At 54.2% G+C, this 18,879-nt stretch carries 16 protein-coding genes; 9 read left to right on the top strand and 7 right to left on the bottom strand.

Annotated elements, in window-relative coordinates; all coding sequences use genetic code 11:
• The first annotated feature begins 17 nt into the window (after window positions 1–17).
• Window positions 18–1,298 (top strand): DUF445 domain-containing protein, encoded by a 1,281-nt coding sequence (locus tag SC127_RS12430; protein WP_332626687.1) that lies wholly within the window; start codon window positions 18–20, stop codon window positions 1,296–1,298.
• Between the two features lie 85 nt (window positions 1,299–1,383).
• On the opposite strand, the gene lptG is transcribed toward SC127_RS12430, so the two are convergent.
• Together lptG and lptF are read right to left on the bottom strand one after the other, a co-directional pair.
• Window positions 1,384–2,460 carry an LPS export ABC transporter permease LptG gene (lptG, locus tag SC127_RS12425; protein WP_243078687.1) on the bottom strand — a complete coding sequence of 359 codons (1,077 nt, stop codon included), beginning with the start codon at window positions 2,458–2,460 and terminating at the stop codon, window positions 1,384–1,386.
• A complete protein-coding gene (lptF, locus tag SC127_RS12420; RefSeq protein ID WP_243078688.1) occupies window positions 2,460–3,560 on the bottom strand; it encodes an LPS export ABC transporter permease LptF in 1,101 nt (366 codons plus the stop codon). Before lptF ends, lptG begins: the two co-directional genes overlap by 1 nt.
• 268 nt (window positions 3,561–3,828) lie before the next feature.
• Between lptF and pepA the strand changes: the two genes are divergently transcribed.
• The 4 genes from pepA (at window position 3,829) to SC127_RS12400 (ending at window position 9,317) form a co-directional block, all read left to right on the top strand.
• Window positions 3,829–5,340, top strand: a complete 1,512-nt coding sequence (pepA, locus tag SC127_RS12415) for a leucyl aminopeptidase (RefSeq protein ID WP_243078689.1) — start codon at window positions 3,829–3,831, stop codon at window positions 5,338–5,340.
• A gap of 66 nt (window positions 5,341–5,406) precedes the next feature.
• Window positions 5,407–5,865, top strand: a complete 459-nt coding sequence (locus SC127_RS12410) for a DNA polymerase III subunit chi (protein WP_332626684.1) — start codon at window positions 5,407–5,409, stop codon at window positions 5,863–5,865.
• Between the two features lie 6 nt (window positions 5,866–5,871).
• A complete protein-coding gene (locus SC127_RS12405; protein ID WP_332626682.1) occupies window positions 5,872–8,727 on the top strand; it encodes a valine--tRNA ligase in 2,856 nt (951 codons plus the stop codon).
• Window positions 8,728–8,810: 83 nt separating this feature from the next.
• Entirely contained in the window at window positions 8,811–9,317 is a 507-nt protein-coding gene (locus SC127_RS12400; protein WP_215848346.1) for a GNAT family N-acetyltransferase, read from the top strand.
• 40 nt (window positions 9,318–9,357) lie between these two features.
• Here SC127_RS12400 and miaE read toward each other — a convergent pair whose 3' ends face one another.
• On the bottom strand, window positions 9,358–10,119 hold the full coding sequence (miaE, locus tag SC127_RS12395) for a tRNA isopentenyl-2-thiomethyl-A-37 hydroxylase MiaE (protein ID WP_243078691.1): 762 nt from the start codon (window positions 10,117–10,119) through the stop codon (window positions 9,358–9,360).
• A gap of 55 nt (window positions 10,120–10,174) precedes the next feature.
• Window positions 10,175–10,591: a ribonuclease E inhibitor RraB gene (gene rraB, locus SC127_RS12390; protein WP_215847770.1), complete on the bottom strand. Its 417-nt coding sequence runs from the start codon at window positions 10,589–10,591 to the stop codon at window positions 10,175–10,177.
• A gap of 162 nt (window positions 10,592–10,753) precedes the next feature.
• Between rraB and argF the strand changes: the two genes are divergently transcribed.
• The 4 genes from argF (at window position 10,754) to ridA (ending at window position 13,878) form a co-directional block, all read left to right on the top strand.
• On the top strand, window positions 10,754–11,761 hold the full coding sequence (gene argF / locus SC127_RS12385; protein ID WP_332626680.1) for an ornithine carbamoyltransferase: 1,008 nt from the start codon (window positions 10,754–10,756) through the stop codon (window positions 11,759–11,761).
• Window positions 11,762–12,003: 242 nt separating this feature from the next.
• On the top strand, window positions 12,004–12,939 hold the full coding sequence (pyrB, locus tag SC127_RS12380) for an aspartate carbamoyltransferase (protein WP_215847771.1): 936 nt from the start codon (window positions 12,004–12,006) through the stop codon (window positions 12,937–12,939).
• A gap of 12 nt (window positions 12,940–12,951) precedes the next feature.
• Complete coding sequence (gene pyrI, locus SC127_RS12375) at window positions 12,952–13,416, top strand: aspartate carbamoyltransferase regulatory subunit (RefSeq protein WP_215847772.1); 465 nt, start codon at window positions 12,952–12,954, stop codon at window positions 13,414–13,416.
• Window positions 13,417–13,491: 75 nt separating this feature from the next.
• Complete coding sequence (gene ridA, locus SC127_RS12370; protein WP_215847773.1) at window positions 13,492–13,878, top strand: 2-iminobutanoate/2-iminopropanoate deaminase; 387 nt, start codon at window positions 13,492–13,494, stop codon at window positions 13,876–13,878.
• Between the two features lie 194 nt (window positions 13,879–14,072).
• Here ridA and lplT read toward each other — a convergent pair whose 3' ends face one another.
• The 3 genes from lplT to SC127_RS12355 form a co-directional block, all read right to left on the bottom strand.
• Window positions 14,073–15,269, bottom strand: coding sequence for a lysophospholipid transporter LplT (lplT, locus tag SC127_RS12365; RefSeq protein ID WP_243078693.1), 1,197 nt, complete (start codon window positions 15,267–15,269; stop codon window positions 14,073–14,075).
• Window positions 15,266–17,416 (bottom strand): bifunctional acyl-ACP--phospholipid O-acyltransferase/long-chain-fatty-acid--ACP ligase, encoded by a 2,151-nt coding sequence (aas, locus tag SC127_RS12360; RefSeq protein WP_243078694.1) that lies wholly within the window; start codon window positions 17,414–17,416, stop codon window positions 15,266–15,268. The genes lplT and aas overlap by 4 nt, the downstream gene beginning before the upstream one ends.
• Window positions 17,417–17,479: 63 nt before the next feature.
• Window positions 17,480–18,877, bottom strand: coding sequence for an efflux transporter outer membrane subunit (locus SC127_RS12355; RefSeq protein WP_215847774.1), 1,398 nt, complete (start codon window positions 18,875–18,877; stop codon window positions 17,480–17,482).
• Window positions 18,878–18,879: the final 2 nt, after the last annotated feature.

Below are 18,879 nucleotides of genomic sequence, written 5' to 3'. Positions count from 1 at the left end.
TCTGCTAAGATCATAATATGGATAAAGAATACGAACTGAAACGGACCAAGCGTCTGGCGTTACTGCTGCTGCTGCTGGCAGCTGCCACTTTTATTGTCACCCTTTTTCTGCCGCCCAACTTTTGGGTTAGCGGTGTAAAAGCGATAGCCGAAGCGGCGATGGTCGGGGCGCTGGCGGACTGGTTCGCCGTCGTTGCGCTGTTTCGTCGCGTGCCGGTGCCATTTATCTCACGCCACACGGCCATCATTCCGCGTAACAAAGATCGTATCGGCGATAATCTTGGTCGCTTCGTGCAGGAGAAGTTCCTCGACACAGACTCGCTGCTTAATCTGATCCGTCGCCACGATCCGTCACGCATGTTGGCGGACTGGCTCAATGCGCCCGGTAATGCCGATCGCGTTGGGCGTCACTTGCTGCAGGTGATGCGCGGCTTCCTTGATCTCACTGACGATACGCGAATTCAAAACTTTCTACGCCGAGCGGTGCATCGCGCCATTGATAAAGTCGATCTCAGCCAAACCAGCGCGCTGATGCTTGAGAGCCTGACCAAGAATAATCGCCATCAGGAACTGCTGGACGCCGCAGTGGAACAGCTGTTGCGATTGCTGCACAAGCCCAGCACCCGCGAGTTCATCGCGCTACAAATTGTGCGCTGGCTGAAGCGGGAACATCCGATAAAAGCCAAAATGTTGCCCACAGAATGGCTTGGCGAGCACAGCGCGGAGTTGGTCGCCAACGCGGTTGATACGCTGCTTGATGAGGTTGCGCTGGATCAGGGACATGAGCTGCGCCTGGGTTTTAATCGTGCCGTGGATCGCCTGATTGAGAAGCTGAAAAACGATCCTGAGATGGCCGAACGTGCCGAAGTGATTAAAAGCTGGCTGAAAGAAGATGCGTCGCTGAATCGCTATATCGGCGAATTGTGGAACGATCTGCGTTCGTGGCTGAAAGCCGATCTCAGCAGCGACGATTCTCGCGTTCAGGAAAGGGTACGCCTGGCGGCTTTATGGCTGGGTGAAACGCTGGCCGCTGATGAAGCGTTACGCCGCTCCATGAATCAACATCTTGAAGATGCCGCACGCAGCGTGGCGCCTGAGTTTTCCACCTTCCTGACTCACCACATCAGCGATACGGTGAAAAGTTGGGATGCGCGTGAGATGTCGCAACAGATTGAGCTGAACATTGGTAAAGACCTGCAGTTTATTCGTATTAACGGCACGCTGGTTGGCGGTACGATCGGTTTGATCTTGTATCTGCTTTCACAATTGCCCACCTTGTTTATGCTTTTTCCTCGCTAAATCCGCTTATGGGGCCGTTGTGCCCCGCTTTAAAGCAAAAAAAATGGCCGATAAATCGGCCATTTCTCTTCTGTTATCGCCCGGCTTAGCGCCGTTTAATCAACATGAACATACTGATCGCAAAGAAGGCGAAGCTTGGCAGAATCGCCCCCATGACGGGCGGTAATCCATAAACCAGGCTGAGTGGGCCAAAAATCTGATCCAATACATAGAACAGAAAGCCGAAGCTGATGCCGGTAACGACGCGTACGCCCATTGATACGCTACGTAGCGGACCAAAGATAAATGACAGCGCCATCAACATCATTACGGCTACCGAAAGCGGCTGGAAAATCTTGCTCCACATATTGAGCTGATATCGTCCAGATTCCTGGCCGCTCTGCTTCAAATACTTGCTGTAATTGTAGAGGCCGCTAATGGATAGCGCATCGGGATCCAGCGCCACCACACCGAGTTTGTCCGGCGTCAGGTTGGTTTTCCATTCGCCACCCAGGCTCTGTGAACCGGTAATTTGCTTGGGATCGTTTAAGTCAGATTCATCAACCTGCGACAGCATCCAACGTTTTTTATTCATATCCCAGGTCGCGCTGGCGGCGTAACGCACGCTAAGCAAACGACGCTGATCGTTGAAGTTGTAAATGCTCACACCATCAATTTCATTGTTGCCTTTGATGCGCTCAATATAGATGAAGCTATTGCCATCCTTCGCCCACAAGCCATTTTGCGTGGAAAGCAGCGCGCCGCCGTACAGCTGCTGCGCACGGTAATTACGTGCCATTTGCTCGCCTTGCGGCGCAACAAACTCACCAATTGCCATTGTCAGCAGCACCAGCGGAATAGCAGTTTTCATTACTGACAGCGCGACTTGCGTACGGGTAAAACCCGCCGCCTGCATGACCACCAGCTCGCTGCGCTGGGCTAAAGCACCCAAGCCCAGCAGCGCGCCCAGCAATGCCGCCATCGGGAAGAAGATCTCGATATCTTTTGGCACGCTGAGAATCGTGTAGTAACCCGCGTCCAGGGCGGTATAGGCGCCCTGCCCGGTTTTACGCAGCTGATCAACAAACTTGATGATGCCGGAGAGCGACACCAACATGAACAGCGTCAACATGATGGTGTTAAAGATGGTTTTACCGATATAACGGTCAAGAACGCGAAACATCAGACCGACCCTCCGCGAGTAAAGCGGGCGCGTACGCGACGCATCGGCACCGTATCCCACAAGTTAAGCAGCACCGCCAGCAGCAGATAACTCAGATTCACCACCCACATCCAGAGGGCTGGATCGAGGCGGCCTTTGGCACCACTCGATTTCAACGAACTCTGTAACAGGAAGAAAATCAGGTAAAGCAGCATGGCCGGTAACATTGACAGTACGCGACCCTGACGTGGGTTCACCACGCTAAGCGGCACCACCATCAACGCCATGATCAGGACCGAGAACACCAGCGTGATGCGCCAATGCAGCTCAGAGCGAAACTCTGGCGTGTCATTGTGGAACAAGCCGACAAAATCGGACTGCTCAGCATCGTTGGGATCGAGCGTGGCTTCTTTATAGCCGACAAACGCCTGATAATTATTGAAGTCGGTGATGCGGAAATCACGCAGCATTGCCGTGCCTTCAAAGCGCGTGCCTTTATCCAGCGTGACCACCTGCGAGCCGTCATTACGCTGTTCCATGTGGCCGCTGTCTGCCAGCACCACAGAGGGACGTGCGTTACCTTTCGGCCGCAGCTGCGCCAGAAACACGTTGCCGAACTGGTTGCCTTTCACGTTTTCAATGAACAACACCGCATTGCCATCGCTGGAGGTCTGGAATTGACCTGCCGCCAGCGCCGCTGCGCCAGGGTTAGCTTTGGCGTTTTGCGTCACTTCATCCTGATAACGTGATGACCACGGTCCCAGCCAGGCGACATTTATCGCCGCCACAATCGACGTGAACAGCATCAGCACCATTGCAGCCTTGACCAAAACAGCTTTGCTCAGGCCGCAGGCGTGCATGACGGTAATTTCACTTTCCGTATAGAGCCGCCCAAGGGTCATCAAAATCGCCAGAAACAGACTCAAGGGCAGAATAAGTTGTGCCATTTCAGGCACACCGAGGCCTAACAGTGTCAGAACAAGGTTTGTCGGGATTTCGCCATCCACCGCGGCTCCTAAAATCCTGACTAACTTCTGACAAAAGAAGATTAATAGCAGGATGAAGAGGATAGCCAGCTGGCTTTTGAGCGTTTCACGAACCAGATATCTAATGATGATCACGCTTAGTACGCCTGTGAAAACTTGTCTTTTTGCAGGAAAATCGCTAGTTTCAACGCTTATCAGCCATTTTTCTTCATCAATGGCCGTTATCGCAGCTAAAATTGTATGACAATCGCGTTTGGGTGGTGAAAAAACAACATCTTGTCACCCTGATTCATTATGACCTCCAGTGGCTAAATGTCATGCCGCCACGATGAATAAATGGGTCACGAGCGCGCTACATTCTAGCGACAGCGACGGCCGTTGTCTTTAAGATTCAGGAGAGTGCATGGAGTTCAGTGTAAAAAGCGGAAGCCCGGAAAAACAGCGCAGTGCTTGCATTGTCGTTGGCGTTTTCGAACCGCGCCGTCTGTCACCGATAGCCGAACAGCTGGATAAAATCAGCGATGGCTACATCAGCGCCCTGCTGCGTCGCGGCGAGCTGGAAGGAAAAGTGGGCCAGACGCTACTGCTCCATCATGTGCCGAACATCCTGTCCGAACGTATTTTGCTGATTGGTTGTGGCAAAGAACGTGAGCTGGACGAGCGTCAGTACAAGCAGGTTATCCAAAAAACCATCAATACGCTGAATGACACCGGCTCGATGGAAGCGGTCTGCTTCCTGACAGAACTGCATGTCAAAGGACGTAACACGTACTGGAAAGTTCGTCAGGCGGTGGAAACCTCCAAAGAGGCGCTGTACAACTTCGATCAGCTGAAAAGCAACAAAGCTGAACCGCGCCGTCCGCTACGTAAACTGGTGTTTAACGTGCCAACACGCCGTGAACTCACCAGCGGCGAACGTGCGATTCAGCATGGATTAGCCGTCTCTGCAGGCGTTAAAGCGGCTAAAGATCTTGGCAATATGCCGCCAAATATTTGTAACGCCGCGTATCTGGCGTCGCAGGCGCGTCAGTTAGCGGATGCCTTCAGCAAAAATGTTACCACCCGCGTGATTGGCGAGCAGCAGATGAAAGAGCTTGGCATGCACGCCTATTTGGCGGTAGGTGCCGGTTCGCAGAACGAATCATTGATGTCGGTGATTGAATACAAAGGTAATCCCGATCCCGAAGCGCGCCCTATCGTGCTGGTGGGCAAAGGGTTAACGTTCGACTCCGGCGGCATCTCGATCAAACCGGCCGACAGCATGGATGAGATGAAGTACGACATGTGCGGCGCAGCGTCAGTGTATGGTGTGATGCGCATGGTAGCGGAACTTAATCTGCCGCTGAACGTAGTGGGCGTGCTGGCGGGCTGTGAAAATATGCCGGATGGCCGTTCAATGCGCCCAGGCGACGTGCTGACCACTATGTCTGGCCAAACCGTCGAGGTGTTAAACACCGATGCAGAAGGCCGCCTGGTGCTGTGTGATGCGCTGACCTACGTTGAACGTTTCGAACCGGAAGTGGTGATTGATGTCGCGACGCTGACCGGGGCTTGCGTGGTTGCGCTAGGTCATCACGTCAGCGGTTTGCTGTCGAACCATAATCCGCTGGCGCATGAATTGATTGGTGCTTCTGAGCAATCCGGCGATCGCGCGTGGCGTTTGCCAATGGCGGATGAGTATCAAGAGCAGCTGGAGTCCAATTTTGCTGATATGGCGAATATCGGTGGACGTCCCGGTGGTGCGATCACCGCCGCTTGCTTCCTGGCTCGCTTTGCGCGCAAATATAACTGGGCGCACCTCGATATCGCGGGTACCGCCTGGCGTTCAGGCAAAGCCAAAGGCGCAACCGGACGTCCAGTGCCGATGCTGTCGCAGTTCCTGTTGAATCGCGCGGGACTGAACGGCGACGATTAACAGCTTCTTCTACATTGAAAGCAAGGGCGGAGATTCCGCCCTTTTTATCTTCTGACGAGCATGCCGATGAAAAACGCAACCTTCTACGTGATGGAAACCGATGCACCGAGCGACGGCCTGAACGCCATTGAAGCGCTGGTGTGCGATCTGGCTGAAACGCGCTGGCGGGCGGGCAAACGGGTGCTGATCGCCTGTGAAGATGAGCAGCAAGCCATTCGTCTCGACGAAGCGCTGTGGCAACGACCGGCAAACGCCTTCGTGCCGCATAATCTTGCCGGCGAAGGCCCGCGCTACGGCGCGCCGGTTGAGCTGGCCTGGCCGCAGCGTCGCGGCAGTTCGCCTCGCGATCTGCTCATAAGCCTGCTGCCACAGTTCGCAGATTTTGCCACTGCTTTCCATGAAGTGGTAGACTTCGTCCCTTACGAAGAATCTCTCAAACAGCTGGCGCGTGATCGCTACAAAGCGTATCGCAGCGTTGGTTTCCAATTGAATACGGCAACGCCGCCACAGCCGCAAACGACATAGCAGAACATGGAAAAGACATATAACCCGCAAGATATCGAGCAGCCGCTTTACGAGCATTGGGAAAAGCAGGGCTACTTTAAACCGAATGGCGATACCAGCCAGGAAAGCTTTTGCATCATGATCCCGCCGCCGAACGTCACCGGTAGCTTGCACATGGGTCACGCTTTCCAACAAACCATCATGGATACCATGATTCGCTACCAGCGCATGCAGGGTAAAAATACCTTGTGGCAAGCCGGTACTGACCACGCGGGCATCGCCACGCAGATGGTGGTTGAGCGCAAAATTGCCGCTGAAGAGGGCAAAACACGTCAGGATTACGGACGTGATGCGTTCATCGAAAAAATCTGGCAGTGGAAGGCAGAATCGGGCGGCACCATTACCCGTCAGATGCGCCGTCTGGGCAACTCAGTGGATTGGGAGCGTGAACGTTTCACCATGGATGATGGTTTGTCCAATGCGGTGAAAGAAGTGTTCGTACGTCTCTATAAAGAGAACCTGATTTACCGTGGCAAGCGCCTGGTTAACTGGGATCCGAAATTACGCACCGCTATTTCCGATCTGGAAGTGGAAAACCGCGAGAGCAAAGGCTCGATGTGGCACATCCGCTATCCGCTGGCTGATGGCGCGAAAACCGCAGATGGCAAAGATTATCTGGTGGTAGCCACCACACGTCCAGAAACCCTGTTGGGCGATACGGGCGTGGCGGTCAATCCAGAAGATCCGCGTTATAAAGATTTGATCGGCAAGTTTATTCTGCTGCCGCTGGTGAACCGCCTGATCCCAATCGTTGGCGACGAACACGCCGACATGGAAAAAGGCACCGGCTGCGTGAAAATCACGCCAGCGCATGACTTTAATGACTATGAAGTTGGTCGTCGCCACAAGCTGCCGATGATCAACATTCTGACTTTCGATGGCGATATCCGCGAGCGCGCGGAAGTGTTCGATACCAACGGCGAAGTCAGCGATGCCTGTGCCGATGATATCCCAGCAGAGTTCCAGAAAATGGAGCGTTTTGCTGCACGTAAAGCGATTGTCGCGGCTGTTGATGAACGTGGCCTGCTGGAAGAGATCAAACCCCACGATCTGACCGTTCCTTACGGCGACCGTGGCGGCGTGGTCATCGAACCAATGTTGACCGACCAATGGTACGTGCGTACTGCCCCGCTGGCGAAAGTCGCCGTAGAAGCGGTTGAAAATGGCGACATTGAGTTTGTGCCGAAGCAGTACGAAAACATGTACTTCTCCTGGATGCGCGATATTCAGGATTGGTGTATTTCACGTCAGTTGTGGTGGGGTCATCGCATTCCGGCATGGTACGACAACGACGGTAACGTCTATGTTGGCCGCACCGAAGACGAAGTGCGCAGCGAAAACAACCTGGCCGCCGATGTGGCGCTGCGTCAGGATGATGACGTGCTTGATACCTGGTTCTCCTCCGGCCTGTGGACATTCTCTACGCTGGGCTGGCCGGAAAACACCGAAGCGCTGCGTACCTTCCATCCGACCAGCGTGCTGGTCAGCGGCTTCGACATCATTTTCTTCTGGATTGCCCGCATGATCATGCTGACCATGCACTTCATCAAAGATGAAGACGGCAAGCCGCAGGTTCCGTTCAAAACCGTCTACATGACCGGTTTGATTCGTGACGAAGAAGGCCAGAAGATGTCGAAATCCAAGGGCAACGTGATTGACCCGCTGGATATGGTTGACGGCATTTCACTGGAGTCGCTGCTGGAAAAACGCACCGGCAACATGATGCAGCCGCAGCTGGCTGAGAAGATCCGTAAACGCACCGAGAAACAGTTCCCGAACGGCATTGAGCCGTCAGGTACCGATGCGCTGCGCTTCACCCTGGCAGCTCTGGCTTCAACCGGTCGAGACATTAACTGGGACATGAAGCGCCTGGAAGGCTACCGCAACTTCTGTAACAAGCTGTGGAACGCCAGCCGCTTTGTCTTGATGAACACTGAAGATCAAGATTGCGGCCAAAACGGCGGCGAAATGACGCTGTCGCTGGCGGATCGCTGGATCCTGACCGAGTTCAACAGCACGGTGAAAGCCTACCGTGAAGCGCTGGACAGCTACCGTTTCGACATCGCGGCTAACCTGCTTTACGATTTCACCTGGAACCAGTTCTGCGACTGGTATCTGGAGCTGACTAAGCCGGTGATGACTAGCGGTAGCGAATCTGAGCTTCGCGGCACGCGTCACACGCTGCTGCACGTTCTGGAAGCGTTACTGCGCCTGGCACATCCGATTATTCCGTTCATCACCGAAACCATCTGGCAGCGTGTGAAAGTGCTGAAAAACATCAGCGACGACACCATCATGTTGCAGCCTTTCCCGCACTACGACGCGGCGAAAGAAGATGCTGAAGCGAAAGCGGACATCGACTGGATGAAACAGGCAATTGTCGCGGTACGTAATATTCGTGCAGAAATGAACATTGCGCCAAGCAAACCGCTGGATGTGTTGCTGCGTAACGCCTCGCCTGCTGCGCTGCGTCGCGTTGAAGATAACCGCAACTTCCTGTCACGCCTGGCGCGTCTGGCAAGTTTGACCGTGCTACCTGCGGGCGAGAAAGGTCCCGTTTCCGTCACCAAGATCGTTGAAGGTGCTGAACTGCTGATCCCAATGGCCGATCTGGTTGATAAAACAGCCGAGCTTGAGCGTCTGGCGAAAGAGCTGGTTAAGCTGGATGTCGAAATCGATAAGATCCAGGCCAAACTGGCTAACGAAGGCTTTGTTTCACGCGCCCCGGAAGCGGTGGTAGTGAAAGAACGCGAGCGTGTGGCTGATCTGGAACAATCAAAAACAAAACTGATTGAACAGCAGGCCGTGATTGCGGCATTGTAAGCGTCTTAGTCTGACTGCTTAATTATCAAGCCGGGCTAAGCCCGGCTTTTTTTATTTATTTCGCAATAGATTCGGAAGAGATGATGACTACCACCGCAACGCGACGTGACCTTCAGGTGCGTCCAATCACTGCCGCCGACAATCCGCATATCGCGCAGGTTATTCGAGTTGTTTCTGCGGAGTTCGGCCTGACTGCCGACAAAGGCTATACCGTTTCCGATCCTGACCTTGATCGACTCTCTGAGGTTTACAGCGCCGAACACAGCGCTTATTGGATCGTCGAATATCAAGGCAAAGTGATGGGCGGCGGCGGCATCGCCGCGCTGGCCTGTAGCGCCCCAGATATCTGTGAGTTGCAAAAGATGTATTTCATGCCCGATGTGCGCGGCTTAGGTTTAGCGCGTGAACTGGCAATCTGTGCCATGGAACATGCGCGCCAGCGCGGTTTTCGTCGCTGCTATCTTGAAACCACCGCCAGCCTGACGCGGGCGATCAAACTCTATGAGTCGCTGGGTTTTGAATTAATTGATCGCGCCATGGGCTGCACCGGCCATGTCGATTGTGAAGTGCGGATGTTGAAAGTGCTGTAATCCTGTCCCTCATCCGCTTGCGGATGAGGGAAAAAAACCGTCAAAACGCGGGCAGACCGCTATGAAAACGCAGTTCGTTATCCGGCTCGCTAATTAACCGCCCTTCAGTTTCACCAATCATCTGCACCCTTGGCGCAATATCCTTGGGTGAAATCTGCGCGGCCAGCGTCAAATAATCTTGATAATGACGCGCTTCTGAACGCAACAGCGAAATATAAAAGGCCTCCAGTTCGCTATCCAGATAGGGCGCTAAACTGGCGAACCGTTCGCAGGAGCGCGCTTCAATATAGGCACCACAAATCAGCTTGTCGATCAGCGTATCCGGCTCGTGCGTGGTGACTTCGCGCAGCAGTGATTTGGCATAACGGCTTGAGGTGATTTTCTGATAAACCAACCCGCGCGACTGCATAATTTCCCAAACCTGATAAAAGTGATGCAGCTCTTCTTTAATCAGCAGCACCATCTTCTCAACCAAATCATCCGCCCACGGTAATTCATTGCGAACAATAATGCTTTTGGTCAGGTTTTTATGCGCGTTAATGAAATCGCTGTCGCCATCTTCGCGAAAGATAAAATCTTCATACGGCTTCAACCAGGCACGAATAGCCTCGCCGCTGGGTTTGTCGGCGACGTATTTACGGATCAACCACACCGCGGTTTGTGCCGCCTTGAGCTCGCAAACCAGATGATCGGTCAGTAACAGTGTAAGGTTTTCCGGCTTGCGCGCTTCGTCTATCCAGGCTTGCGGCGTGCGGCAATGAAGGAATTGATAGATGGGTTCGAGTAACGGTGCGTAGTTCATTAGATTAAAACGTGGGTTAAAAAAAGGAGGCGGAGCATGCTCCGCCCGCTAGAAATTAGTGACGAATACCGTCATCTTCTTCGTCATCGAGGATTTCGTCGTCTTCATCTTCCGCGTCTGGATCTTCGAAATAGGTGCCCCAACCGTCATAATCGACGTTGTATTTACCAATCAGATTCACCAGTTGCTCGACCTGTGCATCAATCAGCTCAGGCTTTAACGCCGCTTCGCTGATGATATCCACGCACATCACCGTGGTGCCATCTTCCAGCTCCAGCTCTTCCGGCTCGGTCACTTCATAGCCCAGCTTGAACGCATCTACAGCGGCTTTTTCAAGTGAGTCAAAGTTGTTGCATGAGAGATGATGCTCAATGGTATAGAGCGCGTCGGGATCGCTGCCATCCTCCAGCAGCTCTTCAATGATCAGGCGCGTCTCTTCACGCTGCTCTTCCAACAATGCTTCATATGCCATGGCGATGTCCTCTCTGAGTTTGGCAATAATCAAGTATTTTCCCACACTGCCCGGCGCGCCACTACACAAAACGAAAAGTTTATTCACGTCGGGGTTGAAAATGCATATTCATACGGTTAGATTGAATTTTAATTCATTTGTATTGGTTACATGGAGCGCTGCATGAGTCAGCTTTATCAACGCCATTTCCTGAGATTACTGGATTTTTCCCCTGCCGAAATCGATTATCTGCTTACCCTTTCAGCTGAATTAAAAAGCACAAAAAAAAGTGCGACTGAAAAGCAGTATCTGAAAGGCAAAAACATTGCGCTCATCTTCGAAAAAGACTCGACCCGTACCCGATGCTCTTTCGAAGTTGCCGCTTACGATCAAGGCGCTAACGTCACCTATCTCGGCCCAAGCGGTAGCCAGATTGGCCATAAAGAATCGATGAAAGATACCGCACGCGTTTTAGGCCGCATGTATGACGGCATACAATATCGCGGCTATGGCCAGGCGTTGGTTGAAACTCTGGCTGAATATGCCGGTGTGCCGGTGTGGAATGGCTTAACCACAGAGTTTCATCCTACGCAGTTACTCGCCGATCTACTGACCATGCAGGAACAGCTGCCGACTAAAAAACTCAGCGAAATGACGTTGGTCTACGTTGGTGATGCGCGTAACAACATGGGGAATACCATGCTGGAAGCCGCCGCGTTGGTAGGGTTAGATCTGCGTTTAGTGGCGCCAAAAGGCTGCTGGCCGGAAGAAGAGCTGGTGGCACATTGTCGCCAGGCGGCACAGCAAACCGGTGGCAAAATCACGCTGACCGAAAACATTGCTGAAGGCGTACAAGGTGCGGACTTTATCTATACCGACGTTTGGGTATCAATGGGCGAACCTAAAGCGGTGTGGGAAGAGCGTATCGCCTTGCTGCGGGGTTATCAGGTTAACAGCGAGATGCTGGCGCTGACCGGCAACCCAGCGGTGAAATTTTTGCATTGTCTGCCCGCCTTCCATGATGATCAAACCACCCTGGGACGCCAGATGGCGGAACAATATGGTTTGCACAAGGGTATGGAAGTCAGTGATGAGGTGTTCGAATCCGCGCACAGCGTGGTCTTTGATCAGGCGGAAAACCGTATGCATACCATTAAGGCGGTGATGGTGGCGACGCTCGGCCAGCGATAAATAAGCCGGAGCAAACGTTTTCGTTGTGTGCGATTTACCCTTGAAGCAAATTACTGAATGCGTATAATGCGCCACAATTTGCCGGAGGAAACATGCAACAGCGCAACGAAAAATTTGACGCCCAATCTCGCCTGAATGCAGGCGGCGCATCTGTTTCTTTCCGTCATCGACCCGATCTTAAAAAAGCCCCTTAATCAGGGGCTTTTTTTTGTCTGAAATCCGGCAGCGCAGAGGAGAGAGCTATGGCTAACCCGCTATATCGCAAGCACATTATTTCAATTAACGATCTCAGCCGCGACGAGCTGGAGTTGGTGCTGCATACCGCCGCGCAGCTCAAAGCCAACCCGCAGCCGGAGTTATTAAAACACAACGTGATCGCCAGCTGCTTTTTTGAGGCATCGACGCGAACCCGTTTGTCGTTCGAATCCGCCATGCATCGTTTAGGCGCCTCGGTTGTCGGCTTTTCTGACGGCAGCAATACGTCGCTAGGCAAAAAAGGTGAAACGCTGGCGGACACTATTTCAGTGATCAGCACCTACGTTGATGCGATTGTGATGCGTCATCCACAAGAAGGCGCAGCGCGTCTGGCAACGGAGTTTTCCGGCGGTATTCCTGTGCTTAACGCCGGTGATGGCGCGAATCAGCACCCGACACAAACCCTGCTGGATCTGTTTACCATTCGCGAAACGCAAAGTCGCCTCGACAACCTAAATGTCGCCATGGTCGGCGACCTGAAATATGGCCGCACCGTGCATTCACTGACGCAGGCGCTGGCCAAATTTGATGGCAACCGCTTCTTCTTCATTGCACCCGATGCGTTGGCGATGCCGGCTTACATCACTGACATGCTGGATGAGCAGAACATTAAATGGTCGCGTCACGACAGTTTTGAAGAGGTGATGCCAGAGCTGGATATTCTCTATATGACGCGCGTGCAGAAAGAGCGTCTTGATCCGTCCGAATATGCCAACGTGAAAGCCCAGTTCATTCTTCGTGCCGCCGATTTAGCCGATGCGCGTGACAATATGAAGGTGCTGCATCCGCTGCCGCGCATCGATGAAATTACTACCGATGTGGATAAAACGCCTTACGCCTGGTATTTCCAGCAGGCCGGCAATGGCATTTACGCGCGTCAGGCTCTGCTGGCGTTGGTACTTAACAGCGAACTCGCCCTGTAAGGAGCAAACAGCATGACTCACGACAATAAATTGCAGGTCGAAGCGATCAAACGCGGCACAGTAATCGACCACATTCCCGCTCAGGTTGGCTTTAAGCTGCTGTCGCTGTTTCGCCTGACCGAGACCGATCAGCGCATTACTATCGGCTTGAATTTGCCGTCAGGTGAAATGGGCCGCAAAGATTTGATCAAGATTGAAAACACTTTTCTCACTGATGACCAGATCAACCAGCTGGCAGTTTACGCGCCACATGCGACGGTCAACCGTATCGACGAATATGAAGTGGTCGCAAAGATTGCGCCCACCTTGCCGGACCGCATCGACCGTGTGCTGACTTGCCCGAACAGCAACTGCATTAGCCGCAGCGAGCCGGTGTTCTCCAGCTTTGCGGTGAAAAGTCGTGCCGATGATGTGCATTTGAAGTGCAAATATTGCGAGAAAGAGTTCGCTCGTCATGTGGTGTTGGGTCACTGGTAATCCGTTTTCTCCTCCCTATAATGGAACCGTCGGCGGCGCTGTGATGCCGCTATTGCACACAACCCAGGAGCAATAATGTCTCGCGAAATCAGTACGGAAAAAGCCCCGGCAGCAATCGGTCCTTATGTTCAGGGCGTTGATCTTGGCAGCATGATTATCACTTCGGGCCAGATTCCCGTTGATCCGGCAACCGGCACTGTTGCAGACGATGTCTCAGCCCAGGCGCGCCAGTCACTGGAAAATGTGAAGGCGATTGTTGAAGCGGCAGGTTTGAAAGTGGGCGATATCGTGAAAACCACCGTTTTCGTCAAAGACCTGAACGACTTTGCTACCGTGAACGCCACGTATGAAGCGTTTTTCACCGAGCATGACGCCAGTTTCCCAGCCCGTTCATGTGTTGAAGTGGCGCGTTTGCCGAAAGACGTGAAGATTGAGATTGAGGCGATCGCGGTTCGCCGTTGATTTTGTCCTCTGCGCACGTTGGTTAAGCGTGCGCTGTCTCCTACCTCCTCTGCGCGCTGTCCCCCATCCCGGCCTTCCCCCGCAAAGCGGGGGAAGGAGACGCTGCCACATGCAGCCTCATCACTAACATATAGCAGCGTCTTCCTCCCCCATTTATGGGGGAGGATTGAGGTGGGGGACAGCGCCAGCACAATCTAACCTTTACTCGGACGCCATACCCAAAGCACGGCAATTGCCAGCGCAAACAGCATACCGAAGCCAATCCCGGTTGCTACTGCCGGTGCGCCTGCTTTGATCGCCAGCGTGTAAAGTCCTAGCATCAACAGCATCGCGGTGTTTTCGCCAAGGTTCTGCACCGCAATGGCATTGCCCGATCCCACGCTTTGCTTGCCACGCGCCTGCAACAACGCATTCAAAGGAACGACAAAAAAGCCACCCAGCGCGCCAATGACCATCAGCAATAAATAGGCGTTCAGCAACGAATGCTGCATTGAGAAGATCACCACCATCACGCCAATCAGCACGCCTGCAGGCATACAGCGGCGGACCGTTTCCAGCGTCACCAGCTTCGCCGCAGCCGCCGCACCCAATACAATGCCAATCGCCACCATGGCATTCAGCGTAGTTGGCGTTTTGTTATCAGTGATGCCGAGCGCTACCGGTACCCACAACACCAGCAGAAAGCGCAACGTCACACCCGCGCCCCAAAACAGACTCGTTCCCAGTAAGGAGAAGCGGGTTTCTGCGTCACGCCACAGCACGCGGCACGCCGCGATAAAGCTGCGTAACATTGCCGCGAAATGCCAGCTTTGGCCGGGTCGTGCTGCCTGCAGCTTGGGAATAAACAGGTTCGCCACTACCGCAATGCCATACGTCAGCGCACAAACCGCCAGCGCCACCAGCAAATTCCAGTCAGCCAGAATGCCGCCTGCCACCGAACCCAGCAGAATCGCTGCGATGGTCGATCCTTCCATCAGGCCGTTGGCCTTCACCAGTTTTTCGCCTTGGGTAATTTCCCCCAAAATGCCGTATTTCGCTGGAGAATAAGCCGCTGCGCCAATACCCACCAGCGTATAGCCAATGAAAGGACTCAAGCCGAAGCAGATCACCAGCGCGCCCAGCAGCTTCAGGCTGTTGGCAAACATCATGACCCGACCTTTGGCAAAACTGTCTGCCATTTGCCCCACAAACGGTGCCAGCAGGATGTAAGTCGCGACAAACAGCATCTGCAAAATCGGCTGACTCCAGTCGGGATAAAACTGGTTTTTAAGCACCGCCAGCGTGACAAACAGCAGCGCGTTATCACCAAATGCGGAGAAAAACTGTGCGACGATCACCGCCAACATGCTGCGCGACATCAGCGGCGCATCGCGTTCAGGTCGCGCACTCATGCCTGCTCCTCTTCCGCCATTTTCTTCAGGGTGACGTAATCGGGCTTGCCGCTACCCAGCAGCGGCAGCTGTTTCACCACGCGAATATCACGCGGCAGCGCCAACTCCGGCGCACCCATCTCACGCGCGGCTTTTTGCAGGCGATCGCGTGCCAGTTCGTTATCGGTGGTAAACAGCACCAAGGCTTCACCACGATTTCCATCCGGGCGCAGCGAAGCCGCATGCTGCTTATCCGGTGAAGCTTTCAGCGCGATCTGCTCAACGATCTCCAGCGAAACCATTTCTCCTGCGATTTTAGCAAAGCGCTTGGCGCGACCCTGGATCTGGCAAAAACCGCCTTCATCAAAGCTGACGATATCGCCGGTATCGTACCAACCCGCTTCCATTTGCCCTTCGCCATTATCCGCCACCGGCAGTTCCAGCACGCCAGGGTTCTCAACGCGCAAATAGCCTTTCATGATATTCGGCCCACGCAGTTGCAATCGCCCGCCCTTCTCAATGCCCGGCACCGACATCAAACGCGAATCCATGCCCGGCAGAATGCGGCCTACGGTATGCGCCTTCGCCGCCATCGGCACGTTAATCGCCACCACTGGCGCGCATTCAGTCACGCCGTAACCTTCAAGGATGCGTATGCCATATTTTTCCATGTAGACCTGACGGGTGTTTTCCTGCAATTTTTCCGCCCCAGCCACCACATAGCGCAAGCGAGCAAAATCGTACGGGGCCGCGAAGCGCGCATAGTTGCCAAGGAAGGTTGACGTGCCAAACAACACGGTGCAGTTTCGGTCGTACACCAGTTCCGGCACGATGCGGTAATGCAGCGGGCTGGGATAAAGAAATACCTGCGCGCCGGTCATCAGCGGCGTAAACAGGCCAACCGTTAAGCCAAAGGCGTGAAACAGCGGCAGCGCCGACATGAAGCGGTCACGCGGGGTAAAATCTGCCACGGTGCGAATCTGCTCAACGTTGGCCAGCAGGCTTTTATGCGAATGCACCACACCTTTGGGATTGCCTTCCGATCCCGAGGTAAACAGCACCATCGCGGCGTCTTCAGGCTGCTGCTTAACCTGCGCCCGGCGCGGCATCAGCAGATGCGCAAGGATCCAGAGCTTGTCCTTGAGCGTTACCGTCTCTTTCAAGTCTTCCAGATAGATCCACTGCACGTCGCTCAAGCCTTGCGGCAGATGCCACAAGTCCCCTTTGTCGAGGAACTGGCGAGACGTAAACACCGTTTTCACCTGCGAAGCCGTTAGTGCAGCGCGCATGCCGTTGACGCCCGCAGTGTAGTTCAGCATCGCCGGAACGCGGCCACGCATGGAGGCACCGAGAATCGCCGCAGCCGTTACGGTGGCATTGGGCAGCAGCAGGCCAACAACCTCTTTTGGCTGGCTATAACGCTCAAGGATGCGTCCCACGCCCAGCGTTTTTTTCAGCAAACCGGTGTAGCTGTCGGGTGTGAAATTGACATCTTCAATGCAGCGTTTGAACGCGCCGTAGCGGATACGCGCATTGAGAAACGCGTCAAACAGCGTTTCACGCGGGCGTACCGCCATGCGGGCTTCCATCATGACATGATGCAGATGTTCGCCGGCTAAAATGCGGCGCTCGCGTGCCCGTTTTGCGTCGGGCATAGGAATACGTGTCCCAGGCAAAATGCTCAAGGTAATACGCGGGAAAAGGCGGCGTTTGAATACGCCCGCCAGGCGACCAAACGGCGAAAATTCTGCACCGTCGATACGCATCGGCACCACGCTCGCGCCCGATTTCGCCGCCACAAAACCGGCACCGCTGTAGATCTTCATCAGCGATCCGGTAACGGTAATGCGACCTTCCGGGAAGATCACTACCGGACGACCGCTGTTGACTACCTGAACCAGATGTTTGATCGACATCGGCTTGGTGGGATCCAGCGGCACGAAGTCGATAAACGGTTTGATCACCCGCATGAACCATTTTTCGCTGATCGTCGAATAGACAGCGAAAACCGGTTTGATGGGTAAGAACAGCGCCAACAGCATACCGTCCAGAAACGACATGTGGTTGGGCGTGATGAGCACCTTGTCTCTATGCAGTTCAGCGACATCACCACGCAGCTCGACACGCCATAACAGGCGGAAAACCAGACGTAAGATTTTGAATAACATGCCAGCTCCATAGCATCGTTAAAATTAGCCCCTCACGATGCAGGATCTGGAAGTATTCGACAACTACTTATTTGGCGCCTGCCAGCCACCGCCCAGCGCGGCAATCAACGCTACGCTGCTGACCCACTGAGTGCTTTGCAGGGACAGAAGATTTTGCTGTTCGCTCAAGCTACTGTTTTCAGTGGTGGCGACGTCGAGGTAGTCGATCATTCCGGCATCATATTGATTGCGCGTTACGCGGGCCGACTCTTGCGCGGCGGCGGTAGCACGCTGCTGGGAAGCCATTTCGCCCTGTAAGGTGTTCAGCTCCACCAGCTCATCTTCCACTTCCTGCAACGCTTCCAGCACGCTTTGACGGTAGCTGGCGACGCTGGCGTCATACGACGCTCGGGCCTGTTCGACCTGCGAAGAAGTGGCGCCAAAATCCAACAGCGTACCGCTGAGTTCAGGCCCCAGCGACCAGATGCGATTCGGTAGCGAGAAGAGATTATGCAGCGTAGAAGCGCTCACGCCGCCGCTGGCGCTTAAGGTTAAATCCGGGAAGTAACCGGCAATGGCCACGCCCACCGCCGCATTCGCTGCTGCCACGTTACGTTCGGCGTAGGCGATGTCAGGACGACGCTGTAATAGTTGCGTCGGCAAGGCGGCAGGAACGGTTGGCAGCGTGGCATCCAGCTTCGCCACCGGTAAGGAGAAATCAGCGGGCGCTTTGCCCACCAGCAACGCGATAGCGTGTTCCATCTGCGCGCGTTGCCATTGATAATCCTGCGCCGAGGCGCGGGCGCTCTCCAGCTGCATCTGCGCCTGCGCTAACGTGGCACGCGATTCGCTGCCGGTTTGGTATTTGTTTTCAATCACCGTGAGATAGCGCTGGTAGGCGTCGATGCTCTGCTGATACAGCGCAATTTTCTGATCCATGATGCGCAGCTGGAAGTAATCCTGCGCCAGTTCAGACTGTGCGCTCAGCGTGATGTTCGCCAGCTCTGCCGCGCTCGCCTGCGCACTGGCTTTGTTCTCCTCCAGCGTACGACGCAGCTTGCCCCAGAGATCCAGCTCCCAGCTGGCGCTTAGCTCAGCCTGATGGCTGCTGCTGGTGGTGCGTTGACTGCTGCCGGTGGTGGCATGACTGCCGCTGCGCGTCACGCTGCTGTCATAACCCAACGAGGGAAACAGCTCAGCGCGAGATTGCGACGCCAGCGCCTGCGCCTGACGATACTGCGCAGCGTAGTTGGCAACGTTCTGGTTATTGATGCTTACCTGACTCAGCAGGCTGCTCAGCGTGGCGTCGTGATAAACAGCCCACCATTCGCCTTTGTGCAGATCATCCTGCGGCGTCGCCTGCTGCCAGCCTTTGGCTTCTTTGTAATGTACCGGCACTGACATCTCAGGGCGATGATAATCGGGGCCAAGGGTACAGCCGCTCAGCAGCAGCGCCAGCATAATTGGGGTCAATACTTTCATGA

This window comes from Pantoea sp. T14 (genome assembly GCF_036663535.1).
In the GTDB taxonomy this organism is placed as follows: Bacteria; Pseudomonadota; Gammaproteobacteria; order Enterobacterales; family Enterobacteriaceae; genus Pantoea; species Pantoea phytostimulans.
This window is presented reverse-complemented; position numbering and strand designations above follow the sequence as displayed.

What these genes read in the sequence shown, in the direction of transcription:
- SC127_RS12430 (WP_332626687.1), top strand. Translation starts at nt 18, where the DNA reads ATGGATAAAGAATACGAACTGAAACGGACCAAGCGTCTGGCGTTACTG.
- lptG (WP_243078687.1), bottom strand. Translation starts at nt 2,460, where the DNA reads ATGTTTCGCGTTCTTGACCGTTATATCGGTAAAACCATCTTTAACACC.
- pepA (WP_243078689.1), top strand. Translation starts at nt 3,829, where the DNA reads ATGGAGTTCAGTGTAAAAAGCGGAAGCCCGGAAAAACAGCGCAGTGCT.
- SC127_RS12410 (WP_332626684.1), top strand. Translation starts at nt 5,407, where the DNA reads ATGAAAAACGCAACCTTCTACGTGATGGAAACCGATGCACCGAGCGAC.
- SC127_RS12405 (WP_332626682.1), top strand. Translation starts at nt 5,872, where the DNA reads ATGGAAAAGACATATAACCCGCAAGATATCGAGCAGCCGCTTTACGAG.
- SC127_RS12400 (WP_215848346.1), top strand. Translation starts at nt 8,811, where the DNA reads ATGACTACCACCGCAACGCGACGTGACCTTCAGGTGCGTCCAATCACT.
- miaE (WP_243078691.1), bottom strand. Translation starts at nt 10,119, where the DNA reads ATGAACTACGCACCGTTACTCGAACCCATCTATCAATTCCTTCATTGC.
- rraB (WP_215847770.1), bottom strand. Translation starts at nt 10,591, where the DNA reads ATGGCATATGAAGCATTGTTGGAAGAGCAGCGTGAAGAGACGCGCCTG.
- argF (WP_332626680.1), top strand. Translation starts at nt 10,754, where the DNA reads ATGAGTCAGCTTTATCAACGCCATTTCCTGAGATTACTGGATTTTTCC.
- pyrB (WP_215847771.1), top strand. Translation starts at nt 12,004, where the DNA reads ATGGCTAACCCGCTATATCGCAAGCACATTATTTCAATTAACGATCTC.
- pyrI (WP_215847772.1), top strand. Translation starts at nt 12,952, where the DNA reads ATGACTCACGACAATAAATTGCAGGTCGAAGCGATCAAACGCGGCACA.
- ridA (WP_215847773.1), top strand. Translation starts at nt 13,492, where the DNA reads ATGTCTCGCGAAATCAGTACGGAAAAAGCCCCGGCAGCAATCGGTCCT.
- lplT (WP_243078693.1), bottom strand. Translation starts at nt 15,269, where the DNA reads ATGAGTGCGCGACCTGAACGCGATGCGCCGCTGATGTCGCGCAGCATG.
- aas (WP_243078694.1), bottom strand. Translation starts at nt 17,416, where the DNA reads ATGTTATTCAAAATCTTACGTCTGGTTTTCCGCCTGTTATGGCGTGTC.
- SC127_RS12355 (WP_215847774.1), bottom strand. Translation starts at nt 18,877, where the DNA reads ATGAAAGTATTGACCCCAATTATGCTGGCGCTGCTGCTGAGCGGCTGT.